The sequence below is a fragment of the Streptomyces sp. NPDC058221 genome (assembly GCF_042882365.1).
GTDB lineage: Bacteria > Actinomycetota > Actinomycetes > Streptomycetales > Streptomycetaceae > Streptomyces.
This window is the reverse complement of record NZ_JBHVWF010000090.1, coordinates 1-20,987: the sequence shown is the minus strand read 5'-3', so window position 1 is coordinate 20,987 and position 20,987 is coordinate 1. Positions and strand designations below refer to the sequence as shown.

Annotated in this window: 15 protein-coding genes; 4 read left to right on the top strand and 11 right to left on the bottom strand. The window is 71.4% G+C overall.

Translation table 11 applies throughout. The features are described from left to right. Window positions 1–121: 121 nt before the first annotated feature. Window positions 122–1,321 carry an oxygenase MpaB family protein gene (locus ACFVW8_RS25480; protein ID WP_389693792.1) on the bottom strand — a complete coding sequence of 400 codons (1,200 nt, stop codon included), beginning with the start codon at window positions 1,319–1,321 and terminating at the stop codon, window positions 122–124. A 348-nt stretch (window positions 1,322–1,669) separates the two neighbouring features. On the opposite strand from ACFVW8_RS25480, the gene ACFVW8_RS25475 reads away from it, so the two are divergent. The 3 genes from ACFVW8_RS25475 (at window position 1,670) to ACFVW8_RS25465 (ending at window position 5,137) form a co-directional block, all read left to right on the top strand. Next, window positions 1,670–3,172 carry an MFS transporter gene (locus tag ACFVW8_RS25475; RefSeq protein WP_389693790.1) on the top strand — a complete coding sequence of 501 codons (1,503 nt, stop codon included), beginning with the start codon at window positions 1,670–1,672 and terminating at the stop codon, window positions 3,170–3,172. Continuing rightward, a complete protein-coding gene (locus ACFVW8_RS25470) occupies window positions 3,169–3,729 on the top strand; it encodes a helix-turn-helix domain-containing protein (RefSeq protein ID WP_389693788.1) in 561 nt (186 codons plus the stop codon). The genes ACFVW8_RS25475 and ACFVW8_RS25470 overlap by 4 nt, the downstream gene beginning before the upstream one ends. 253 nt (window positions 3,730–3,982) lie before the next feature. Continuing rightward, the gene (locus tag ACFVW8_RS25465) at window positions 3,983–5,137 is read left to right on the top strand and encodes a serine hydrolase domain-containing protein (RefSeq protein WP_389693786.1); all 1,155 of its coding nucleotides are present in this window, start codon (window positions 3,983–3,985) and stop codon (window positions 5,135–5,137) included. A 75-nt stretch (window positions 5,138–5,212) separates the two neighbouring features. Here the strand turns inward: ACFVW8_RS25465 and ACFVW8_RS25460 are convergent, their stop codons facing one another. The 10 genes from ACFVW8_RS25460 to ACFVW8_RS25415 all read right to left on the bottom strand — a co-directional run bounded on the left by ACFVW8_RS25460 (window position 5,213) and on the right by ACFVW8_RS25415 (window position 19,913). Next, a complete protein-coding gene (locus tag ACFVW8_RS25460) occupies window positions 5,213–6,862 on the bottom strand; it encodes a PucR family transcriptional regulator (RefSeq protein WP_389693784.1) in 1,650 nt (549 codons plus the stop codon). A 101-nt stretch (window positions 6,863–6,963) separates the two neighbouring features. After that, entirely contained in the window at window positions 6,964–8,070 is a 1,107-nt protein-coding gene (menC, locus tag ACFVW8_RS25455; RefSeq protein WP_389693782.1) for an o-succinylbenzoate synthase, read from the bottom strand. Next, entirely contained in the window at window positions 8,067–8,978 is a 912-nt protein-coding gene (locus ACFVW8_RS25450; RefSeq protein ID WP_389693780.1) for a GNAT family N-acetyltransferase, read from the bottom strand. The genes menC and ACFVW8_RS25450 overlap by 4 nt, the downstream gene beginning before the upstream one ends. Next, complete coding sequence (locus ACFVW8_RS25445) at window positions 8,975–10,114, bottom strand: M20/M25/M40 family metallo-hydrolase (protein ID WP_389693817.1); 1,140 nt, start codon at window positions 10,112–10,114, stop codon at window positions 8,975–8,977. The genes ACFVW8_RS25450 and ACFVW8_RS25445 overlap by 4 nt, the downstream gene beginning before the upstream one ends. Before the next feature lie 76 nt (window positions 10,115–10,190). Continuing rightward, entirely contained in the window at window positions 10,191–13,520 is a 3,330-nt protein-coding gene (locus ACFVW8_RS25440) for a serine hydrolase (RefSeq protein WP_389693815.1), read from the bottom strand. A gap of 52 nt (window positions 13,521–13,572) precedes the next feature. Further along, window positions 13,573–14,574, bottom strand: a complete 1,002-nt coding sequence (locus tag ACFVW8_RS25435; RefSeq protein ID WP_389693778.1) for an ABC transporter ATP-binding protein — start codon at window positions 14,572–14,574, stop codon at window positions 13,573–13,575. Beyond that, a complete protein-coding gene (locus ACFVW8_RS25430; protein WP_389693776.1) occupies window positions 14,571–16,493 on the bottom strand; it encodes a dipeptide/oligopeptide/nickel ABC transporter permease/ATP-binding protein in 1,923 nt (640 codons plus the stop codon). The genes ACFVW8_RS25435 and ACFVW8_RS25430 overlap by 4 nt, the downstream gene beginning before the upstream one ends. Next, a complete protein-coding gene (locus ACFVW8_RS25425; protein ID WP_389693774.1) occupies window positions 16,493–17,497 on the bottom strand; it encodes an ABC transporter permease in 1,005 nt (334 codons plus the stop codon). Before ACFVW8_RS25425 ends, ACFVW8_RS25430 begins: the two co-directional genes overlap by 1 nt. A gap of 12 nt (window positions 17,498–17,509) precedes the next feature. Beyond that, window positions 17,510–19,123, bottom strand: a complete 1,614-nt coding sequence (locus tag ACFVW8_RS25420; RefSeq protein ID WP_389693772.1) for an ABC transporter substrate-binding protein — start codon at window positions 19,121–19,123, stop codon at window positions 17,510–17,512. A 208-nt stretch (window positions 19,124–19,331) separates the two neighbouring features. After that, window positions 19,332–19,913, bottom strand: coding sequence for a hypothetical protein (locus ACFVW8_RS25415; protein ID WP_389693770.1), 582 nt, complete (start codon window positions 19,911–19,913; stop codon window positions 19,332–19,334). Window positions 19,914–20,094: 181 nt separating this feature from the next. Here ACFVW8_RS25415 and ACFVW8_RS25410 point away from each other — a divergent pair, with 181 nt between their 5' ends. Then, the gene (locus ACFVW8_RS25410) at window positions 20,095–20,973 is read left to right on the top strand and encodes an alpha/beta fold hydrolase (protein ID WP_389693768.1); all 879 of its coding nucleotides are present in this window, start codon (window positions 20,095–20,097) and stop codon (window positions 20,971–20,973) included. The last annotated feature ends 14 nt before the right edge of the window (window positions 20,974–20,987 follow it).

Genomic DNA, 20,987 nt, shown 5'->3' with positions numbered 1-20,987 from the left:
ATCGCGACCGGGCACGCGATGAGGCGCCACGTCGTCACACACCTCGCGCGACGCCACGGCGCCACCCGCCCCCCGGCACGGCTTCCGAGGGGGCGAGCACCGGTGGGACCTGCTGTGCGGCTCAGTCCGTCCTGTTCCCGGTGGGGATCGTGATGGGCGTGGTGGTCCCGGAGTCGCCCTTGTTGAGGAAGAGCATGCCCAGGGCGCGCACCATCTGGTCGACCGCGTAGAAGGTGCCCGGCATGACGGGCGACAGACCCTCACGGAACGCGATGTACGCCGGCCATGCGACGCGGACGGCGGCCGCGGCCACGTAGTCGCGCTTCAGCCCCAGCCAGTCGCCGACCTCGTCGCTGAGGACGTAGCGGACGAACTCGTTCAGGAACCCGCGCGTGACGCCGAGGTCGACCTGGGCGGTCAGGCCGAGCAGTTCCTCGGCCAGCGCGATGCCCTCGGTCGTCGGGGTGAGGATCGGGGTGAGGACCTGCGCCGACTGCGCGTCCGCCTCCGCCCAGGTCTGCGGAATGTACTCGTCCGGCACACCGAGCAGGTGAATGGCGACCTGCCACGAGTGCAGGAACGCCTCCTGGTCCGCGGCCGGGAACGAGATCTTCCATTCGAGCAGCTTCCTGTGTACGTAGGTGCCCAGGCTGTGGAAGGTGACCAGGATGTCGGCGATGCTGATCGGGATCTTCTCGTCGGAGACCGCCGTCCAGTGCGGCGACTGCGGCAGCAGGTGACGCACCGCGGCGTGCACCACACGCGTCTTGTTGGCCGTGACGATGAACTGCCCCTCCGGCTCGAACGCCTTCAGCTGGGACAGGTCGTAGCCGAACGTGAACGTCTTGGCCGCGCGGTCCTGCATGTTGGAGCCGCCCGCGGCCCAGTAGACGCTCTTGGCCTCACGGGGGATCACGGTGCTCATGATTCCGCTGCCGAGGCCGTACAGCATGAAGAGGTACAGATCCCTGCGCCGGTTGAAGTCGGCGGCGCGGGTCAGCTTGACGGGGTCGGCCCAGGAGGGCAGCTTGTTGACCTGCCCCAGGTACGTGGAGAACTCGGCCGGAACACCGCTGGGCAGCTGATCGCCGTTGTTCACCCACGACTCCCACCCGGCGTTGATCGCGGGAACGTGGCCGTTCTCAAGCATCGAAACCATCAGAGGGTCCGCCACGGCGTCCCAGACCCCCTCCGCACCGGTCGCCGCGGCAGCTCCCTTCGCCGAGCCCGTCGACGCCCACGCCTGGGCGGGGCCCGCCACGCCTACGAGGCCGAGGGCGACGCCGAGGGACAGAGCCTTCCGCCTGCTGAGATTTTCCATTGACTTTCCTGCTTCCCTGATGAGCCAGCCGGTTCCGGGTTCCTTTGCGCACTTGCCAGTTGTGCGACTGACACGCCGTCACTCATGTCGCACAGATGTGATTTTCGATTAACATAGCGAGGCGAGGCGTCGTCGGCAATGGTCACGACAGAGGGCTCGTCGCCAATGTCGGCCCGAAGCCCGCCCACGTCTCCCGGGGCGACCTCCGGCCGCGTCCGCCCCACCCGTCGGCGTGGCAGCGACGGAACGACCCCCAGGACTCTTCGGACCCCAGACGTGCGACACTGTTCGTCATCACCTGATGACATCGCTTGATGATGAAGCTCGACGACAGGAACGGTCCGCCCCGTGCATCCGATATCCGGCCCCGCCCCCTCCCCGTGGCAGCAGCGGGCACTGGTCCCGGTACTGGTGTCGCTCGGCATGCTGGTCGCGGTCATCAGCAGCCTCGGCGCCCCGCTGATCCCGACCATCGCCGCTGTGGACCACGTCTCGGTGACCGACGCACAGTGGTCCCTCACCGTCACGATGCTGGTCGGGGCCGTCGCCACTCCGGCCATGGGGCGTCTGGGGGACGGCCCCCACCGCAGAAAGGTGGTCCTGACCGGTCTTGCCGTGGTGCTCGTCGGGAGCCTGCTGGCGGCGCTGCCGCTCGGCTTCTCCTGCCTCATCGTGGGCCGGGCGCTCCAGGGCGTGGGCATGGGCCTCGTTCCGCTGGCCATCGCCACCGCGCGGGACTCCGTGCCGCCCGAGCGGGCCCGGTCGGCGTTGTCGACGCTCTCACTCACGACGGCGGCCGGCGTGGGAATCGGCTACCCGCTCACCGGACTGCTCGCCGAGAGCCTCGGCATGTACGCCGGATTCTGGTTCGCCGTGATCGCCACCACCCTGGCTCTCATCGCCGCGGCCGTCGTGCTCCCCCGGCCTCCGACGCGTCCGGCACGCCCGATGGACGTACCGGGGACGTTGCTTCTCGCGCTCGGCATGAGCGGGCTCCTGTTCACCCTGACCCAGGGGGAACGCTGGGGCTGGGGCTCGCCCCCGCTGCTCGTACTCGGCGCCGTCTCGCTGCTTCTGCTGGCCGGCTGGGTGCTGCAGGAACTGCGCACCGCCCATCCCCTGGTGGACCTGCGTCTGATCCGTGACCGCACGGTATTCGCCGCGCATCTCACGACCGTGATGGGCGGCGTCGGCATGTATCTGCTGATCTCTCTCGTGACCCGGTACGTGCAGACGCCGTCGAGCGCCGGGTACGGTTTCGGATCCTCCGTGATTGTCACCGGCTTGATCCTGGTGCCGTTCTCCGTGGGCAGTCTGGTCGCCGGCCGCGTGGTGCGGATCCTGGTCCGGAACCAGCCGCCGGTCCGCCTGCTGCCCGTGAGCTGTCTCCTCTCCCTTGCGGCCCTGCTGACCTTCGTGTTCGCCCACGGCAGCCTGTGGGAGGTGTTCGTGACGATGGCCCTGGCCGGACTCGGTGTCGGCGTCAACTTCGCGGTCACGCCGGGGATCGTGGTCGCAAGCGTCCCCGCGCACGAAACGGGGAGCGCCATGAGTTTCAATCAGGTCGTGAAGTACATGGGCTACTCGACCGGCAGCGCCCTGAGCGCCGTGATCCTCCAGGCCGCCACCGAACCCGGCCACGGTCTTCCGCCCGAGAGCGGTTACCGTACGGCCGGACTGACCGGCTGTGCGGTCTGGGCCGCCACCGCCGTCGTGGCATACCTTCTGACGCGCTCGGGCGCGCACCGCGACACGGCGACGGTCCGGGGCGGGAACCTCCCGGTCGCGGCCGACAGCGGCACGGCCCCCGAATCCGCCGGCCCCATCCGGCCCACCGGTGCGGAGCAGTGAGCGGCGGGACGCAGGGGCGCCGCCGCGACGCGGGCCGCAGCCGCGAGCTTCTGCTCGCGGCCGCGAGCGACCTGTTCGCCGAACGGGGTTTCGACCGCACCACCACCCGTGACATCGGTGAACGTGCCGGGGTGGACCCGGCACTGATCGCACGCTACTTCGGCAGCAAGACCCTGCTCTACATCGCTGCGCTGGCCGCCGAACAGGGCGACATGACGCCGGCCGACCTCTTTGACGAGCAGCGGCTGCACGAGGCCTTCGACCGGGCCGACCGGCGGGGCCCCGTCCCGCTGCTCCAGGTCGCGGTGCAGCAGCTGAGCGAACCGGCGGCGCAGGACGCCGCACGTGCGGCGTTGCACGCGCGGCTCGTCGAGCCCCTGCGCGAACGCTTCGTGCGCGAAGGGGCGGACCGGCCGGCGCTGCGCGCCGAGCTGATGGTGGCGGCCGTGACGGGGATCCTGCTGGGCCGGCACTCGGGCGCCTTCGACGAACTGGGCCGGGCCGACCCCGGTGACCTGGTCGGCCTTCTCCGGGACACGCTCCTGAGCGAGAGCTGACCGCCCGCCGCGAAGTCCGGACATGCCCGTACACAAGGGCGGATCCACTCAGGGGCGGAGAAGTGAGCCGCGCCCCTTCTCCCCCGTTCGTTGTCCCCGATGAGCGTGGCGTCCCGCGTTGTCGCCCCCGACGAAGCGGCGGCCTGGCGGCTCCCCCTACCTTCCAGACATCGCCAGTTCGAGAAACCCGGGCAACCGCCGCGCCGCACGGTGCGGCCGTTGCCGACAAGGACAGCAACCGAAGGGGCAGCAGATGGCAGCGCGCACAGCACGGATCGGTGCGGTGGGCCTGGTGACAGCGGCGGCGTTGGCCGCCGCTTCGTTCACCTCACCGGCGGTGGCCGGCGTCGGCCTCGGGCACACGCAGACCCAGCAGGCCATGGACACCGCGGTCAGGGACGGCGTCCCCGGAGTCACTGGGCAGGTCAATGACGCGTACTCGGTCTGGATGGGCACTTCGGGCGTCGGCAACCTGAAGACGGGTGCGCCGCGCTCGTCGGCCGACCTCTACCGGATCGGCAGCATGACCAAGACCTTCGTCGCGACGGTGATGCTCCAGCTGGAGGCGGAGGGCAAGGTCGACCTCGACGGCACGGTCGACTCGTGGCTGCCCGGCGTGGTTCGGGGCAACGGGAACGACGGCCGCCGTGTCACCGTGCGGCAGCTGCTCAACCACACCAGCGGAATCCCGAGCTACACCGCCGATCCGGAGTTCCTCGAGAACGGCTTCACGGTGAAGTTCCTGGAGCACCGCTATGACACCTACACGCCCCCGCAGTTGGTGGACATCGCCATGCGGCAGAAGCCGCTCTTCGACCCGGGCACGAGTTGGAGCTATTCCAACACCAACTACGTTCTCGCCGGAATGATCATCGAGAAGGTGTCGGGCCGCTCGTACGAGGACGAGATCAAGCGGCGGATCGTCAATCCGCTCGGTCTGTTCGCCACTTCCGTCCCCCGCACCGCCTCGTCGATGCCGGTGCCGAGCTCGCGCGCGTACTCCAAGCTCTCCCTGGCGCCGCAGCCGGCGGACCCGTCCTACGACGTCACCGAGCTCAATCCGTCGGCCGCGGCCTCGGCGGGCGCGATGGTCTCCAGCTCCGGTGATCTGAACCGCTTCTACTCGGCGCTGCTGGGTGGCAGGCTGCTGCCCGCGAAGCAGCTCGAGGAGATGAAGACAACCGTCCCGGTCAGCGGGTCCGGACTGATCACGGCATACGGCCTGGGGCTGATGAAGTTCTCGCCGTCCTGCGGCGTCACGGTCTGGGGCCACGGCGGCAACATCCAGGGCTCGGCCTCGCAGGCCGTGACCTCGGCGGACGGCAAGCACTCGCTGGCCCTCAACTTCAACGGCGACTGGTCCGGGAACAGCCAGGCGGTCATCGAGGCGGAGTACTGCCCGAAGTGAACCGGGGCGGCAGCGCATGAGCAGGGGCGGGGACCGGTCCGGTTCCCGCCCCTGGCTGCGGCGCCGCCCGTCTTGTCAGCGTGCGGACGTGTCGGGGCGGCGCAGCAGACGCAGCTGGAGCATCAGGGCGAAGCGGACGTCGGGGTCGGTGAGGTCGGCCCGGGCGACTTCGGTGGCACGGCGTAGCCGGTACCGGAAGGTGTTCTGGTGGACGTACATCTCCTCGGCGGCCGCCGGGACGTCTCCGAAGGTGTTGAGCCAGACGCTGAGGGTGTCGACGAGGGGGGAGTCGTGCTGCCGGTCGTAGGCGAGCAGCCTGGCCAGCGGGCCGGTCGGGGCATCGCCTCGCTCGGCGGCGAGGTCGGCGAGGTCGAGCAGAAGCGCCTCGACATGGACGTCCGAGATGCGGGCGAGCCGACGGGGGCCTCCGTTGGCTCGCAAAACGCGCAGTGCCCGGTCCGCTCCTCCGCGGGAACGGGCCAGTGCGCCGCTGTCCCGGGCCGTGGGGCCGATGCCGATGAGCGGGGCCAGCCGGTCCCCGATGCGCGTGAGGAAGTCGGTGCCGGTGCGGGCCGCCCTCTCCTCCGCGTCCGTCTGGTGGCGGGGCACAGGGAGGATGCCGTAGGCCACGTCGCCGATGAGCGCCGTGGCGGCGCGGGCGTGGATGGCGGAGAGGTGCATGGCGAAGGCGTCGGCCAGGCGCTGGCGTTCGGCCGCGTGCTGGGCGTGCAGGTCGGTCGAACCGGTCAGCTCGGGCGGGTCCGGCACGGCCAGGGCGAGGACGACACCCGCGTAGTCGGTCAGGCCGAGCCTGCCCAGCGACTCGGCGGCGCCCGGTCCCCCTTCCAGGGCGGTGGAGACCAGGTCGGCCCGGAGCCGGCGCTCGACGTCGGCGCCGGCCCGCAGGCGCAGCATGTGCAGCGCCACCAGTTTGGCCGCATCGCGCAGTGCCTGGCCGCGCTGTGGTGTGAGCGGGGTATGGACGACGGCCCAGATGGAACCGAGGACCTCGTCCCCGGCGCGTACGGCGATCGCGGCGCGCGGGATGTGGAATCCGTCGGTCTCGGGTGGGTCGACGTGGACCGGCTGGTCGCTGCGGTAGAGGGAACGGAAGATCCCGCGGTCCTCCAGAAGGCGGGTGAACCGTTCCGGGACCTGGCGGCCCAGTACGGTCTCCACGCGGGAGGGATCGGCCTCGTCCTGGCGGCCGGAGAAGGCCAGCACACGGGAGCTCCGGTCCTCGATGGTGACGGGGGCGTCAAGGAGCGCGGCCACCGCGTTGGCCAGGGCGAACATGTCACCGGACGGGGTGCCGCCCAGCGTCTGCGGGCCCGCCTCTCCGACATCGCCGTCCGCGAGCAGTGAGCGCAGCAGAGCGGCGAGCTGGGCCCAGGATGCACCGCGGGTCAGCGCGAGCAGCGCCACCCCGGATCTCTCCACCGCCGTGGTGACCGCGGCGTCGGGCTGCACCGGAGCGCGGACCACCAGCGCCGCCGCGCCGGCCCCGCCGAGGGCGGTGAGCAGCCGGACGGTCTCGTCCGCCCCGTGGACGCCGATGCCGAGCACCAACGCCTGCCGGGGCAGCACCGGTTCGTCCAGCACATCGTGGATGACCACGCCGCCGATCTCGTCCGCTGTGTCCGGGTCGCCGCACACGAGGTCGAGCAGGGTCGTGCCGAGATCCTCCAGGACCCGTCTGAGACTGGCCCGCGGTTGCGTGTTCACTGTGCGCCGTACCCCCGGTCCCCCGGACAGTGCTTGCGGCCGCTGTTCGTCGGTGTGGACGGGATTGTGCGGTGCCTTCGTCGGCCGGCACAAGAGCCCCGTCACAGGGGAATCCACTCCGTGTCGACGGTGAACTCCTCCAGGGCGTCGGGAAGCGGTACGACACCGAGTCCGGGACCGTCGGGGACCCGGAGGTGGCCGTCGGCCGGCACGAACGGCTCGGTGATGTCGGTCCGGAAGAAGCGGTCGGAGGCGGAGACGTCGCCGGGCAGCGTGAAGCCCGGCAGCGCGGCCAGCGCGATGTTCGCGGCACGGCCGAGGCCGGTCTCCAGCATGCCGCCGCACCACACGGGCACACCGTGCGCGGCGCACACGTCGTGGATACGGCGAGCCTCCAGATAGCCGCCGACCCGGCCGGCCTTGATGTTCACGATGCTGCACGCGCCCAGGGTGATCGCGGCCGCGGCGCCGCGGGCGGAGGTGATCGACTCGTCCAGGCAGACCGGTGTGGCAAGGACCCTGGCCAGCTCCGCATGCCCGAGCAGGTCCTCCTCGTCCAACGGCTGCTCGATCAGCAGAAGCCCGAACGGGTCGAGTCGGGCCAGGTGCCGGGCGTCGGCCCGGGTATAGGCGGTGTTGGCGTCGACCTGGAGCAGCAGATCGTCCCCGAAACGCTCGCGTACCGCCCGGACCGGCTCGATGTCCCAGCCGGGCTCGATCTTCAGCTTGATACGGCGGTACCCCTGGTCCAGGTAGCCGGTCACCGCGTCGAGCAGCTCCGGCACCGAGCCCATGATGCCGACGGACACCCCGCATGGCACGCGGTCGTGGACCGCGCCCAGCTCTTTCGCCAACGGCACTCCCCGGGTGCGCAGTTCGGCGTCGAGCACGGCCATCTCCAACGCGGCCTTCGCCATCCGATGACCCCGGAACGGCTCCAGGGCCGGGGCGACGCCGAGCCCGTCGAGCCGCCGGCACCGTCCCAGCGCGGGGACGAGGTACCGGCGCAGCACGTCGGCGGCGGCGGCCGTGTACTCCGAGGAGTACAGCGGGTCGGCCATCGCCACACACTCGCCCCAGCCCTCGGCTTCGGTGCCCACCGCGCGCAGCAGCAGGGCGGTGCGCTCCGTCTGGGTGCCGAACGAGGTGCGGAAGGGGGCCACCAGCGGCAGCCGGACCTGTCGGACTTCGACTCCGGTGAGCTTCACCTTGTGTCCTTGTCTGTGAGGAGGTACCAGCCGGCGCGGTCGAATCCCGTCACCCGCCACCGGTCGGCGAGGAGCCCGCCGAGGACATCGCGCACGGCGGAGCGCCAGGCCGCCGCTGTTCGCGGGTCGCTGCGTCGCAGCTGCTCGATGTCCGCAGGCACGGCGACCAGGCAGCGGCCCCCGGCAACGGGATGGGCCTGCGGCCGGCCGTCGGCGCCTGCGCCCAGTGCGAAGGTGGCGCCTCTTGCCCGTACGGCCGCCGCATCGGTGACCCGGTGGCGGCCGTGGCAGGCCTCGGCGACCTCGGGGGCTGCCAACCGCCACTCCACCAGCAGACGGTCGGTGTCGTCGGGGCCGTTGATGCCGTCGTTCATCGGGCCGTAGAAGTTGGGCAGGTACTGCACGGGCCGGGCGGCCAGCTTGCCGATGTTGAAGTAGGCGTTGCGCCGTACCAGCGGGTCGAAGGTCCAGGACACCTGTGCCGCGCCCCGCTGGAGGGCCCAGGCGCGCTGGTGCGACTTGAGGGCGAAGCCGACGCTGCGGCCGCGCATCCGGGCCGATACTCCCGCGATGTGGCTGTGCAGCGCGCCATCGGGCGGTGGGCCGAAGAATCCGATACAGGCGCCGATCAGCTCGTCGCCCGTCCCAGCGTCGAAGGCGGCGGCGACATAGCTGCCCGCCTTGTCCATCGCACGCAGCAACTCGGTGGTTGCCAGCGAGCTTTCGCCGGCCGGTTTCCATACGCCCTCGAAGAGCCCGCAGGCGGCTTCCAGATCGGCCAGGGCACTGATCGGCCGCACCTGGCAGCCGGCCGCGTGCGCCGCGGCTGCGGCCGCCGTCAGCGCGTCTGCCACGATCCCGTGGCCGGCCTCCCGCGCGCATGGGGTGGCGGCTGACATGTCCGTCATCGGGTGCTCCCGCCGGTCGTTATCGCGTCACTGTCGTGAGCGGTCCGCGGGTCCGCGGCGAGGAGGTCACTCATGAGCGCCGCCAGCAGAGCTGTGCGACGCGGGAGTTCGGCGACGACCACGTGTTCGTCGGCGGCATGTGCGCCGCCGCCGACCGCGCCGAGCCCGTCCAGGGTCGGGATGCCGGCGCCCGCGGTGAAGTTGCCGTCCGAGGCTCCCCCCACGGCGGCGGACGTGAGCGGGGCGAGGCCCAGTCCTTCGGCCAGTCGCCGGGCACGGCGGTAGAGCGCGTCCGATGCGGTCCGCGGCAGGGGTGGGCGGTTGGGTCCGCCGGTCACCTCGACCGTCGCGCCGTCGAGCACGGGTCGCAGTCCGTGGAGAGCGGTGTCCACGCGGGCCTGTTCCGCGGCGTCGCGCACGCGGACGTCGACGGAGAACCGGCCGTGGGCGGGGACGGTGTTGGTGGTGGTTCCGGCAGTCAGCAGCGTCGGAGTGACCGTGGTGCCGCCATCGGTGTCCGAGAGGGCTGCGACCGCGAGTATCTGGTGGGCGGCCTCGACGCCGGCGTTCACACCGCGGTGCGGCTCCAGGCCCGCGTGGGCGGCCCGGCCGTCGACCCGTATCTCGTACAGGGAAACCCCTTTGCGTTCGGTCTTCAGCGCACCGCCGTCGGCGGATGCCTCCAGCACGAGCGTCACGGCGCAGCCGGCCGCCTCGGACTCGATCAGCTCCCGCGAGGACGGTGAGCCGAGCTCTTCGTCGCCGGTGACCAGGAGGGTCGTCCCGTTCACGGCTTCGGCGCCGAGCGCGGCGATGGCGTGGAACGCCATGACGAGCCCGGCCTTCATGTCGAAGCAGCCGGGCCCGCGCAGCACTCCGCCCTCGACGGTGAACGGCCGGCCGGCCAGGGACCCGATGGGCCACACCGTGTCGTGGTGGCCGAGCAGCAGCACGCGCCGGGGGCCGCTGCCCAGCCGCCAGCGCAGATGGGTGCGGCCGTCGAGGGTGATGAGGTCGGGCTCGGTGCGCAGGTACGGTGCGGCGGTCCCGGCGACCGTCTCGGCGCTGCGGGCCACGGCGGCGAGGTCGGCCGACGGCGACTCCGTGCCTACCAGACGCCCGATGTCGTCGATCATGGCGGGCAGTGCGCGCGCGAACCGGGCGACGTCGATGAGAGCGTGAGGCATCCGCATGCCGTGCGGCTTCTCCATGTCAGGACACCTTCGGGGTGGCGCGGACACCGAAGTGCACGTACGGCTCACCGGTCGGCAGCGTGTAGAAGGTCACGGGTGTCCACGACCGGCTGCCGGGCAGCCTGACGACGAAGAGGTCGTCCGAGACGGGCACCAGTCCGGCCTCCTGCACCGTCTGGGGCACCAGGTCGGCGAGCGGCCCCGTCACCGTGTAGCGCAGCCGCAGCCCGTCGCCGTCCTCAAGAATCTCGATGCGCGCGCCGTCCCGCTCGTACCGGCCCGGATGACGGCCGGTGTCCACCGGTGCCGGATCGGCCGGCGGCTGGAGCGGCTGCGGCAGGGTGATCCCGGCCAGTTCGGCGAAGATCTCCGTGAACAGCTCCAGGTAGAGGTCGTGGGTGCTTCCGCCGTTGGTGAGGAGGGTCACGGCAAGGTCCTGTTCCGGCAGAAGACGCAGGAAGGCCGACTGTCCGATGGTGTTGCCGTCGTGTCCGAGGAGCTGGTGGCCGTTCGCGTCGAGGCGGCTCCAGCCCAGCCCCCACGAGTCCCCGAGGGTGTGCACGTCGGGCAGGTCGACCTGTTTCTCGGTCATCGCGTGTGCGGCCTGCCTCGACAGGACGCGGGTGCCGTCGGCAGTGGTGCCACCGGCGAGGTGCATTCGGGCGAACGCCAGTACGTCGGCCGCCGTCGCGGTGATCAGTCCGGCCGGACCGGCCGAGCGGGGCAGGCTCCATACCGGGGCGGGCCTGGGGTCCTCGTCGCCCTGGGCGTCATGCCCCATCGCGGCGCGGAAGCACAGCGCCTCCTCGGGCAGCGTGACGGTGTGCGAGAGGCCCAGCGGTGCGCACAGCCGCTCCTTGAGGGCGCAGTCCCAGCTCATGCCGGTGAGCTTCTCGACGATCCTTCCGGCCAGGACGAAGCCCGAGTTGCAGTACGAGAACGTCGCCCCCAGCGGGTGCATCTGCGCCGCCGTGCCCAACTGGTCCACATAGCCCTCGAGGCAGTCGTCACCTCGGCCGGTGTCGGTGAAGATGTCGCCGTCGATGCCGCTGGTGTGGGTGAGCAGGTGCCGTACGGTCACCTGCTTCGTCGTGTACGGGTCCGACAGCCGCAGCTCGGGAAGGACCTCGGTGACCGGGGCGTCGAGGTCGAGCTTCCCCTCGTCGGCCAGTTGCATGATCAGGGTGGTGGTCCACACCTTGGTGATGGACCCGATCTGGAAGAGGGAGTCCTCGGTGGCCTCGACGCCGGTGTCCTTGTTGAGCACACCGCAGGCGGCCAGGGCGAGTTCGTCGCCGCGGGAGATGCCCAGGACCGCGCCCGGCACCCGGTGCCGGGCCGTCAGCTCGCCGAGCCGGCGTTCCCAGTAGGCGGCGTCCAGCGGGGCACGGGCCGCACGTCCGGGCTCACCGGCGTGGCACTCCACCCAGTCGACGATGCGACGGGTGAGGTCGGCGCGGTGGGAGGGCGGTCCTTCGAGCAGGAACAGGTGCGAGCCGCCCGGGTAGAGCACCAGCCGGGTGGGGACACCCCGCTCCCTCAGTGCGGTGAACCACTGTTCGGCCTGTCCGGCCGGGCAGCGTTCGTCGGCCTGACCGTGCACCACCAGCGTCGGAGTGCGGACCTGCTCCACCCGCGAGTACGGGGAGAGTTCCGCGTACCGCTCACGGTCCTGCCACGGCGGCGCGCCCAGCTCGGCCGTCGCCAGCGCGTGGGCCTGGTCGCTGGTACCGCACATGCTGGTGAGATCGCTGACCACGCCGCCCGCGACGGCGGCGGCGAAGCGGTTGTCACGGCCGGTCAGGTAGCAGGTCATGAACCCGCCGTAGCTGTAGCCGGCCACGGCCAGCCGCCGGGGGTCGGCGATCCGCTCGGCGACCAGGGTGTCCAGGGGTTCGAGGAGGTCCTGTGCGTCGGCCTCGCCCCACGCCCCGTGTGCGGCGGTGAAGAACGCCGCACCGTAGCCGTCGCTGCCGCGGGGGTTGAGCAACAGCACCGACCAGCCGCGCGCCGCCAGCACCTGGTGGTAGGGGTGGAAGGGATCGGCCGCCCCGTTCCAGGCGTTGTGCGGGCCGCCGTGGATGTCGAGAAGCAGCGGCGCGGGGCCTTCGGAGGCCGGGTCGCGGAGCAGCCAGCCGTGCACGGTGGTGCCGTCCGAAACGGTGAACTCCCGTTCCTCCGGGGTCAGCAGCTCCATCTCCCCCAGCCCTGCCCCGTACCGGGTGAGCACCTGCTCGCGTCCGGTGGACACCTCGACGGTCACGATCTCGCCGTACGAGGTGGGGGTGGCCAGGACGAAGGCGGCGGTGTCGCCGGCCGTCGAGAGGCCGGAGACGACGCGGCCCGCACCGCCGACGAGCGGCCGGGGTTCGCCGCCGTCGGCGTTCATCGCGTAGAGGTGGGTGCAGCCGCGCTCACGGAGGCAGAAGAGCACCAGCCTGCCGTCAGCGGCTGGTTGAGGCAGTGCGCCCGGGTAGCCGGGGCCGCCGGGCATCATGTTGCGGTCGAGCCCGGCGGTGAGGTCGACCGGTGCACCGCCGCCGTGCAGCGGGACGCGCAGCAGGCTCGCGTGGCCGAGTGCGGTGTCCGTGCGGCCGACGACCAGGAGTGCGTCGCCCTCGGCGGTCCAGTTGACGGCATGCGCGGCGCCTTCGGCCGCACCGGTCGGGCGTGGCTCGGAGCCGGGGGTCAGAGCGTCCACGACGTATGCCTCGGAGCGCAGCGTCAGGTCGGCGTCGGCGCCGCGTGCCGCACAGAAGGCGAGGGAGCTCCCGTCCGGCGACCAGGCCGGGGGCCCCGCGTGCCAGTCGCCCCGGGTGACCTGCCGGACCTCCCGGCTGCCGGGGTCCACGATGTGCAGATGGCTCCGGACGGTGCCCAGCAGGCCCGCGCCGTCGGCCTTGTAGTCGATCCGGTCCACCACGACGGGGGCCGGCGGTGTACCGGGAGCCTGTGTCGCGGGGCTGTCGCCGACCGGGGCGGGGAAGGCGATCGCGGTGGCGTCCGGGCTCCACACTGGTGCGCCGGCGCCCGCGGGGAGGCTGGTGACCGGCTCGGGTTCACCGCCGTCGGCGGGCAGCAGCCACAGCTGGGAGGGGCCGTCGCCGCCGCGCAGGAAGGCGATCCACCGGCCGTCGGGAGACCATGCGGGCGCGGTGTCGGCGGGGCCGCGGGTGAGCCGCCGTGCCGCGCCGCCGCCGGCCGGCACCGTCCACAACGCGCGTTCCTCGCGGTCGTGTTCGCGGTCGGCGGTGCGCAGCACATAGGCGACGCGCGTGCCGTCCGGGGACAGTGCGGGCTGCTCGGGCAGCGCGATGGAGTAGAGGTCGTCGATACCCAGGCGTCGCATCACAGTGTGCTGTCTCCTCGTGGACGGAGCGGATGGGGCCGGACTACGAGTGTCACTGAGCGCCTTCCGTGCGCAACCGCTTCGGCGGGGCGAGGTCGGCAGTGGCCGCGAAATGGCAGGCGGCCCGGTGGGGCCGTGCTGCGGCGTCGTCGGAGGGATCCGTGGTGCGGCACACGTCGCGCCCGGAATGGGCCTGTGGGCCTGCCGGACAGCGGGGATGGTAGTGGCAGCCGGGCGGCGGGTGGTGCGGGTCGGCCGGCTCGATGGCCGCGAAGGCGTCGCCGTCCGCGCCGCCGGCCGGGGCCGGGATACGGCTGGGCACGGCGGCGAGCAGGTCGCGGGTGTAGGGGTGGCGCGGATCGGCGAGGACCTCCTCGGTGGGGCCGGCCTCGACGATCCTGCCGAGATACATCACGGCGATGTGGTCGCTGACATAGCGCACCACGGCCAGATTGTGCGAGATGAAGAGCATGGTCAGCTTCATCTGCCGCTGCACGTCTCGCACCAGGTTGAGCACCGCGCCCTGGACGGAGACGTCGAGGGCGGAGGTGATCTCGTCGGCGATGACGGCCTGCGGCCGCCCTGCCAGGGCCCTGGCCAGTGCCACGCGCTGCCGCTGCCCGCCGGAGAGCTGCCCGGGCAGCATCGAGGCCCTGCCGGGGTCGAGGTTGACCTGTTCGAGCAGGTGGGCGATCTCGGCTCGCCGGACCGTCCCGCCGCGGCCTCGTTCGCGGGGCAGGGCCTCGGCGACACAGTCCCCGACACTCATCCGCGGATCGAGGGAGGAGTACGGGTCCTGGAAGACCATCTGCAGCGGGCGGCGACGCCCGCGCAGCTGACGTATGTCCGTCCCGCCCAGCAGGATGCGGCCCGTGGCGAGCGGGGCGAGACCGACAGCTGCGCGGGCCAGCGTCGACTTCCCCGAGCCCGACTCCCCCACCAGGCCCATCACCTGGCCGGACGGCACGGTCAGATGCGCGCCGTCCACGGCGGTCAGGGCATGGCGGCGGGCGCCGTAGCGCACGCTCACCCCGTCGAAGACCAGTTCGCTCATGCCTTGCTTCCTCTCCTGGTCCTCTCGACCGGCCCGGTCCCGTTCCCCACCGGGTGCCAGCAGGCGATCCGGTGCCCGGTGGCGTACGTGACCGGCTCGGGATCCTCGCCACGGCAGTGGTCGTCGGCGCGGGGACAGCGCGGGGCGAACGCGCACCCCTCCGGTATCCGGTCCGGTTCCGGCGGCCGGCCGGGGATCACGGCCAGCGGGCGGTCCCGGTCGGTGTCGAGATCCGGAACGGCGGCCAGCAGGGCCCGCGTGTAGGGGTGCCGGGCCGCGGTGAACAGGCCGGCCGCGGGCAGGTCCTCGACGATGCGGCCCGCGTACATGACGAGCACCCGGTCGCAGTTCCGGGCGACGACCGTGATGTCGTGGCTGATGAGCAGGACGGCGGTGGCCCGCCCGGCCCGTACCCCGGCGAGCAGGCGCAGCACCTGCCGCTGCACGGTGACATCGAGGGCGGTGGTCGGTTCGTCGGCGATGATCAGCCTGGGGTCGCCCATCAGCCCCATCCCGATCATCGCGCGCTGCCGCATGCCGCCGGAGAACTCGTGCGGATACTGGCGCGCACGCCGTTCCGGAGCGGGCACATGCACGGCACGCAGCCGGTCCACCGCCCGCGCGTACGCGGCGCTCCGGGACAGTTCCTGATGGTGTTCGGCGACTTCGGCGAGCTGCCGCCCCACGCTCATGACCGGGTTGAACGATGACATCGGGTCCTGGAAGACCATGGCAAGGGACGTACCCAGCAGCGGGCGCAGCTCCCGCTCGCCGGTTTCGAGCAGCGGCACGCCGGTGAACTCGAGTCGCCGGGCTGTGACTTGGCCCGGTGGTTCGACGAGCCGGGACGCTGCCATGGCGGTCAGGCTCTTGCCCGAGCCGGACTCGCCCACCACGCCGACGGCCTCTCCCGGGTGCACGTCGAAGCTGACGCCGCGTACGGGGGTGGTCCACCCCGCAGGCCCGGGGAAGGCCACCCGCAGGTCCTCCACCGCCAGGACGGGCCGACCGTCGCTGTGCAGCTGTCGCGCGGCGGTGTCCGGAGCGGGCGTTGGGCGCGGACGGGGAACGGCGGACCGGCGGGACAGTGTGCGTATACCGAGGGCAGCGGCCGCGGCCTCACCGAAGAGGTTGAAGGCCAGGCCGGTGACGACGACCGCCACCATCGGTGCGAGTGCGGGGGCGGGGGTGAGGTTGATCCGGCCGAGGCCCTCTCCGAGGAGCCGGCCCCAGTCGTAGTCGGGAGCCTGTACGCCCAGTCCCAGGAACGAGAGCCCGGCGAAGGCCGGCAGCGAGGCGCCCGCGCCGATGGTGGCGTTGACGGCCAGTGGCTCGGCGATGTTGGGCAGGATGTGGCGGGTCAGGAGCCGGGTCCGGCCGACACCGACGGTCCGGGCCGCGGCCACGAAGTCCTGGCCGGCGACCGACGCGCTCAGCGTATGGGTGAGCCGGGCGAAGGCCGGGGCCATCGCCAGGCCGATCGCGAGCACCGCGCCGGTCGCGCCCACTCCGAAGATGACCGCGAAGAACAGGGCGAGCAGCAGGCCGGGGAAGGCGACCGCGATGTTCACCACGGAGACCACGAACTGCCCCGCCCGGCGCGGCAGCACGGAGGGCACCGTGCCGAGAACCAGCCCCAGGACCACGCCCAGCAGGGTCGCGCCCACCGCCAGCAGCAGCGACAGCCGGGTGGCCACCAGCACACGGCAGAGAATGTCGCGGCCCAGGCTGTCCGTGCCCAGCACATGTGCGTCGGAAGGTCCTTGCTGGAGCGCGGACGTGTCCACGACGGATGCCCTGTCCCCCCACAGGACCGGGGCGATGACGGCCAGGACGACCACAGCGAGCAGCAGCAGCCCGGCGCAGGCGCCGACGGGGGTGCGTGCGGCGGCCCGCCATCGGGAGCGGGGTGCGGACATCAGACCTCCCTGATCACGGAGCGCGGGTCGAGCAGGGCGAGGGCCACATCGACCAGCAGGTTCACCAGCAGCACTCCGGCCCCGTAGACGAGCACGACGCCCTGCACCACCGGATAGTCCTTCTGCAGGATGGACTGCACGATCGTCGAACCGAGTCCTGGCCAGGCGAACACGTTCTCCACCAGGACCGTTCCCGCGACCATCGCCGAGAGCAGCAGACCGCCGAGGGTGAGCGTGGCGGTCAGGGCGTTGGGCAGCGCGTGGCGCACGTAGACGCTCCGCGCCGGCAGCCGCTTGGCGCGTGCGGTGCGCACGAAGTCATGGGCCAGGACCGACAGCATCTCCACCCGGCAGATCCTGGCCAGCACCGAGGCCGGGCCGATCGACAGGGCCACCACCGGCAGCACGTACGAACCCGGCCCCGCCATGCCCGCGACGGGGAACCAGCCGAGCCGCACCGCGAACACATAGGCCAGCACGACCGCGAGCAGGAACTCCGGTACGGCGGCCAGCAGCACGCTGCCCGAGGTGAAGGCCAGTTCGGTGCCGCGCCGGCGCCCGCCCCTGGTCAGGGCGGCCATCACCGTGCCCAGGGGCACCGCGACGGCCAGGGCCAGCACGAAGGCGAGGCCGGCCAGTTGCAGGGTCGCGGGCAGCCGGTCGCCGATCGTCTGCGTAACGGACTGGCCGCTGATGGTGGAGCTGGACAGATCTCCGGTGAACAGCCCGCCCAGGAAGTGCAGGTACTGCTGCCACAGCGGGGCGTCGAGGCCGAGCTCCACGCGCCGCGCCGCGACCATGCCCGGTGAGGCCGTCATGCCCAGTGCCGCGCGCACCGGGTCACCGGGGACGAGATGGATCATCAGGAACGCGGCTGTGACGAGCACCCACAGCGACACCGCAAGCCGGGCCGAGCGCCGGATGCCGAACAGCAGCCACCGGTTGGTCCACCAGTCGGCGGTCCGCGTCGCCGGAACCGACGCGGCGGCCCTCGCAGTCGTCATCGAGCCGTCCCCCTAGTTGGCGTACATGCGGATCGAGGACGGGACGATCGAGCCCTGACGGACCTCGAAACGGGCCGCGTTGCCGAAGACCGGGGTGAGGGAGTTGTAGTACGGCACCACGTTGAGGTGCTTGATCAGTGCCGTCTCGGCCTGTTGCCACAGCGGGCAGCCTGCGGTGCCGGCCTTCGCCGAGGCCTTCTGTACGAGGGCCGCGTATTCGGGGTTGTCGATTCCGGAGAAGTTCAGGCCCTTCGGCGGCGTCGGCCCGGCCATGAAGGGGACGAGCTGGTTGGGCGCCGAAAGGGCGATCGGGCCCATGGAGACGTCCCAGTTGCCGGAGCCGAAAAGCGTGCTGTTCAGTGCGGGGCTGTCCACCGGTTTCAGCTTGACCTCAACGCCCAGGCTCTTCCACTCCTTCTGGACGAGCTCGGCGCCCGCGGCCATGGTGGGCCCGTTCTGGGTGCCGTACATCAGACTGAGCGTGAGTCTCTTGCCGCCCCTGGTCCGGATCCCGCCGGATCCCGGTGCCCAGCCGGCCGCGTCCAGGGCGGACTTGGCCGCCGCGAGGTCGTACGGGGGAAGGTTGCCGGTCACCGAGTCGCCGGCACAGGCCCGTGGCTCGTCGGTGACCATGCCCTGCGACGGTTTCCCGGTGCCGTTGGTGATCACTTTGCCCACATCGGGCAGGTTCAGTGCCTGGACCAGTGCCCGGCGCACCTTCTCGTCCGCTCCGGGACGGGCGGTGCTCTGGTTGAAGTACAGCTCTCCCAGCGGTGCCTGCACGTCGGCGTGGAACAGTTTCTGCGCGGCCAGGCGCTTCTGCTCGGGGCCGGACATCGCCGCGGCGTTCAGCTCTTTGGACGTCAGCAGGTTGGCGGCCGTGGTCTCGTTGGGGACCACCCGGACCTTCACCGTGTCCGGCAGCCCCTTGGCCCCCTTGCCGGACGCGCCCGGGCCCCAGCGGTAGTCCTTGCGCCGGGTGAGCGTGTAGTGGTCGCCCGGGACAACCTCCGTCATGGTGAACATTCCGGTGCCGCTCCCCTTGCCGCCCTTGGCGAGCACCGTGCGGTCCTTGAGCCCGTCGCCACAGGCGATCGGCACGGAACCCGCGTTGCGCAGCAGGAACGCGTCGGGGGCGCCGCTGGTGAGGGTGACGGTGCGCTGCCCGTCGTCGGCGTGGGCTGTGGTGCCCGGCTGGATCAGCACGCCTGCCAGGGGTGACTTGTTCTTCGGGTCACCGATGTAGTCGATGTTCGCGGCGACGTCGCTCGCGGTCAGCGGCGAGCCGTCGGAGCATGTGATGCCGGGTCGCAGGGTGAAGGTCGCCGTCCTGGTCGTCGCCTGCCACTTCTGCGCCAGCCCGGCCCCGGCCTCGCCCCGGCCGTCGAGGTGGATCAGCGGGTCGTACAGATAGAGGTTGATTCCGATGCCGATCGACATCACCGTCTTCGCCGGGTCCAGTGCGCCGGGGTCGGAGGTGTACGACGTGGTGAACGTCCCGCCGTCCACCAGCTTGCCGTCTGCGGCCGCGCCCTGTCCTGATCCGCCCCCGCAACCACCGGCCAGAAGGACGGTGACCGCCACCAGCGGCAGGACGCGTCCGGCGTGCGCCGCGGCGCCCCTCACATCGACTCCCGCTCGTTCGCGGAGCCGGCCTGAATCCCTGCGGGCGTACGGTTGAGCTCATCCCATGCGGACATGCGGATCCCCACCTCCGAGGCTTCGAACCGGTGATGTCCGAAAGGTAGGCCAGAGGCTCTGCCCGCACTTCGTCGTCCACGACAAGGCGGAACAGCCCCGTTCGTCGGTGCCGACGAACGGGGCTCCCTCTGCCCTACGTCGTCTCCTCAAGACACGAGTCGTGGAGCGTGTAGCGCTTGAAGGGGACGCTTCCGGAGACGGCCTTGTCATGGGATGCGGCATCGGTCCACTCGGCGATCACCATCGCGCGCTCCTCCTTGGCTGTCAGGTGGATGTGCGTCCCGAGCAGGCCCGGAGCCGGCCGCACCACACTCCGTACGTCGGCGGCCGGCACGGTGCTGACCACGAAGACGCCGGCTGGGTGCACCGCGTCATGAAGGATGCTGCGGTGGCGGCGGGTCCGGTTCAGTCCGGGACGCTCGATCCCCGGTACGAGCGTGTCGACCCGGCTGACCACGTCGCCGCGATGGGCGCGGGCCCACTGCAGGTGGTCCTCGTCGCTGCTCCACTGGGCGTAGAACAGCAGGCCGGTGCCGTCCGTGGAGAGGAAGACGTGTTGCGCCAGGCGCCCTGCGGGCGTCTCGGCTGCCGCCCACTCGTCGATCACGGCGTCGGCGGCGGTGCGTGACCGCTCGGCTGTACCCGTGAGCCACTCGCTTATCAGAGCTGTACCGGCCGCAGGCTGAACGAGATCGAGGAATCGTGTCATGGTCATCAACACTCCTACGTCAACCGCACTTGAGGTCAAGTGGACGGGTGCGCGGGCGTGAGGGTGTCGCGATCCCCGGAACGCCTGCTCGGCGACGCTGATCCGCTGCTCATTCGCGTCGGGCACCTTGGTCCTTGTCAGCCACCGGATTGCCGGAAACAGCATGTATGACCAAGAGGGGCCTGTCGTGACACTGGAGATTCCTGGCTTTGAGTACACCCGGCTGCCGGGTGCGGACGATGTCGAGCTGAATGTCGCGGTGGGCGGCAGCGGCAGCCCGGTCGTTCTGCTGCACGGCTTCCCCGAGACTCATCTGATGTGGCGGCACGTCGCGCAGCAGCTGGCCGCCGAGCACACGGTGATCGTCCCGGACCTGCGCGGCTACGGGGCGAGCGACAAGCCCCGGGCCGCCGGCGAGGACGTCTATTCCAAGCGCACCATGGCCGCCGACATCGTCTCGGTCGCCGCCCGGCTCGGCCACGAGCAGTTCGCCCTGGTCGGCCACGACCGTGGCGCTCTCGTCGCCTTCCGGGCCGGCCTGGACCACCCGGAGACCATCACGCACCTGGGCATCCTGGACGTGGTGCCGACGCTGGACATGTGGAACGTGCTCCGGGGCCGCTCCGCCGCGGTCGGCTACCACCTGTTCCTGATGGCGCAGCCCGAGGGCCTGCCGGAGACGATGATCTCCAACAGCGCGGATGCGTTCTTCGGCTCGTTCCTCGACGCCTGGGGCAACGACCCGGCGGCGATCCCGGATGACGTACGCGCCGAGTACCTGCGGGCGAGTGGCGGTGCCGTGCATTCGATCGTCGCCGACTACCGCGCTTCGGCGGGCATCGACGTGGCTCAGGACCAGGCGGACTTCGACGCCGGCTCCCAGTTCGCCATGCCCGTCACCGTGATCCAGCAGGACTGGGGCTCGCAGCTCGGCTACGACGCCTCGCAGGTGTGGCGGGCGTGGGCACCCGACCTCGACCACCGGCTCACCCACGCGGGTCATTTCATGGCCGAAGAGGCTCCCGCCGAGATCACATCCGCGATCCAGGACCTGCTGGCCCGCTGACTGCGCCGATACGC